Source organism: Pseudomonas sp. PB120 (assembly GCF_009761815.1).
GTDB lineage: Bacteria > Pseudomonadota > Gammaproteobacteria > Pseudomonadales > Pseudomonadaceae > Aquipseudomonas.
The window spans coordinates 1-2492 of sequence record NZ_RWIN01000056.1 but is presented as its reverse complement, the minus strand read 5'-3'; the positions used below and the strand labels follow the sequence as shown (position 1 = coordinate 2492).

3 protein-coding genes and 1 pseudogene are annotated in these 2492 nt (G+C 44.8%); 3 read left to right on the top strand and 1 reads right to left on the bottom strand.

The window, feature by feature from the left end; all coding sequences use genetic code 11:
- Window positions 1–175 (bottom strand): annotated as a pseudogene (locus tag EJA72_RS29260) (acyltransferase); the annotation flags it as partial.
- 210 nt (window positions 176–385) lie between these two features.
- Here EJA72_RS29260 and EJA72_RS12685 point away from each other — a divergent pair.
- The 3 genes from EJA72_RS12685 to EJA72_RS12675 are packed head-to-tail and all read left to right on the top strand — an operon-like array spanning window position 386 to window position 2387.
- The gene (locus EJA72_RS12685; protein WP_157711786.1) at window positions 386–940 is read left to right on the top strand and encodes a hypothetical protein; all 555 of its coding nucleotides are present in this window, start codon (window positions 386–388) and stop codon (window positions 938–940) included.
- Window positions 921–1505 carry a 2OG-Fe(II) oxygenase gene (locus EJA72_RS12680; protein WP_157711785.1) on the top strand — a complete coding sequence of 195 codons (585 nt, stop codon included), beginning with the start codon at window positions 921–923 and terminating at the stop codon, window positions 1503–1505. Before EJA72_RS12685 ends, EJA72_RS12680 begins: the two co-directional genes overlap by 20 nt.
- Before the next feature lie 3 nt (window positions 1506–1508).
- Complete coding sequence (locus tag EJA72_RS12675; RefSeq protein ID WP_157711784.1) at window positions 1509–2387, top strand: hypothetical protein; 879 nt, start codon at window positions 1509–1511, stop codon at window positions 2385–2387.
- Window positions 2388–2492: the final 105 nt, after the last annotated feature.

Genomic DNA, 2492 nt, shown 5'->3' with positions numbered 1-2492 from the left:
CCTTGTCTTCCCACAACTGATTGATCCACCCCTGAAACTGCAAGCGATACTCCCCATCCTGGTCGTAATTCTTGCCAATGAACTGCGGCGGAATCTTCAGTTCCTGAAAATGCACCACCACGTCCGCCACGTTGCCGCAGAGCAAATCCCAGTACCCCGGACGCCCACCCGTATAGCCCCTCCATTTCCGGAGCGGGTATTCCAATGGTGCTTGGCAAAGCCCATTCAAACTCTGACATATGTACAAACTGCCAGCCTTGTCGATGCAATCAGATTTGGACTACAGGAATATCGGAAATGGGTAAGTTCTATTGATATGTGAATGGGGGTAGTGTTGTTTGCACAGGGAAAGAGTTGACGCCTGAAAAAGTTTGGGGAAGAAGGTATGCGATATAAAGCGCTTTCCATTCCGGATGGGTATGTGCTCACTATTTTTGAAGTTGTTTTTTTAGTAACCATTCTTATGTTTGTTTTTGGGGGTGCCTTGTATCACTTTTACAGGGTTGTAGAAATTCCTCCAACTCCAAGAAAAGTAGTTTTGGAAAGCGCCTTTGTTTATAGGGGCGTTTCAGAGGTTTCAAGAACCACGTCGAATTTATATTTCAGGATTGGATCGGATGATAAAGCATATGATTATGTTATGGAAGCGTCCTCTCGAGACATCAAATACCTGGCTTTCAGTAAGTCGAAAAAGCTATGGGTCGCTTTAGAGTCGGATCGAAATAAACAGTTTGTTTGGGGGGTGTACGACGATGAGTTAGTATTGTTAATAAGTCGAAAAAATATATTGCAGTGGGCGCGATATAAAAATTCTGTAAATTATTTTATGTTTTTTGCCTGGGGTTTTGGTTCCCTGTATTTACTATTTGTGCTCATTAATAATGGTGTTTGGAACAGGTTTTTAGCGAAAAGGATAGCGCATGAAAATCGAGAAAATTGACAATGAGATATTTATAGTTGACGATTTTTTAACCGAAGAAGAAGAGCGTGGTATAAATTTTAATCTCAAAGGTGCAGTCTGGAGATACAACTGGCCAAATTATGAACAGCTTCCATTTGTTAGACCTTGTTGGCATGTATTCATTGCTGGTAAAGGCCGTCCTGAACGAAAGTCTTGTGCAGAGGAGTTGCTCAGTAGTGAGTCATGGAGTTTTTTGATCGGGTTTTGGGAAAGGTTCTCAAAATTTCATAATTTCGACATTACGTTACTGGGAGTTTATGCAAATGGGCAGACATTTGGACAAGACACGATTATTCATCGGGATAACAAAACGCATCCAGGGCTGACAGTCATCGTTTTTTGTAATGAGCATTGGCCCACGTCTTGGGGCGGTGAACTTGTTTTCTATGATGATAAAAAAGAAAACATTATCAAGTCCGTGCTTCCCAAAGCCCGGCGCGTGGTGATTTTCGATGGACGAATTCCTCATGCTGCGCGATCGCCCTCAGTGAAGTGCGATCAGGTCAGAATGACACTGGCGTTTAAAACTGTGATTAAGGGGTAATATATGGCAGGGAAAGCCGTAATATTTGTAGGTGTTGTCAATGACGGTGTAACTGTCGGCTCGGGCGCGACTGCGGTAGCAGATCAGTTTATGGTTAACGGGACTGGAATGGTGCTGCTGAATCAGTCGGCTCAAACTGGCGCAGTGATAGCAAGTGTGACCTCGGTGACAAAGCTTGCAGGGCCTTATGTTCCGATTGTGAGCATGCCAGCCAACATTGTTGCCGGAACAATTACGTTTCTGAAGATTGGGGTAGATATCAGAGATGGGGCCGAGATTAAAGCGGGTGATGTCTTTAGCCTTGTCGGGAACGTCGCCGGCGTATTTGCTACCATGGCAATTCTAGGTGGAGCCGCACCTGCCCTTGTTGCTGGTTTAGCCATAGTTACCGTTATCACAGGGCTTGCCTCGGTTGTTGGTTCTGAAACAATTAAAAAAATCGCGACGAACGCTGCTAACTTTTTTGAAGACAATCCAATGGATAGCTATCTCGATTATGCCTGCGCACCCAACATGCAAATCGTCCATAGAAATACATTGAGAGACGCTTACGGTAATCAGATGCTCTCTTGTCATTGGGTATCAGCTTCGGGAGAGTTGTTGGCGATTCCGGCAGTTTTTTTAGATGAAAGTGTTGGTGGCTATGAGCAGGCAGTGACAGAAGTAGAAGTAGAAGTAGAAGTAAAGGCCGAGGGTGGCAGTAGTGGTGGTATTGGCAGCCGGTATTATCCACCTACAGTGCCCGTTCACCCTGCCCCCATTCCTGACATAATCCCGGTAATTGCCATTGGTCCACTTGAGTTTGGCGGCGCAAGTGGTGCCACCGAAGATAATGGTGATGAGTATGGTTGCTGCACAGGGGGGAGTGATGGTTATATTTGATACTTCGTATATATAAGTCGTCTGGATTTCATGTGTTCATCTATTGGGTAGCAGATTAGGTCAGCAATGCTGAGTACAGGTTGTCGTTAGCCACATATAAAAACC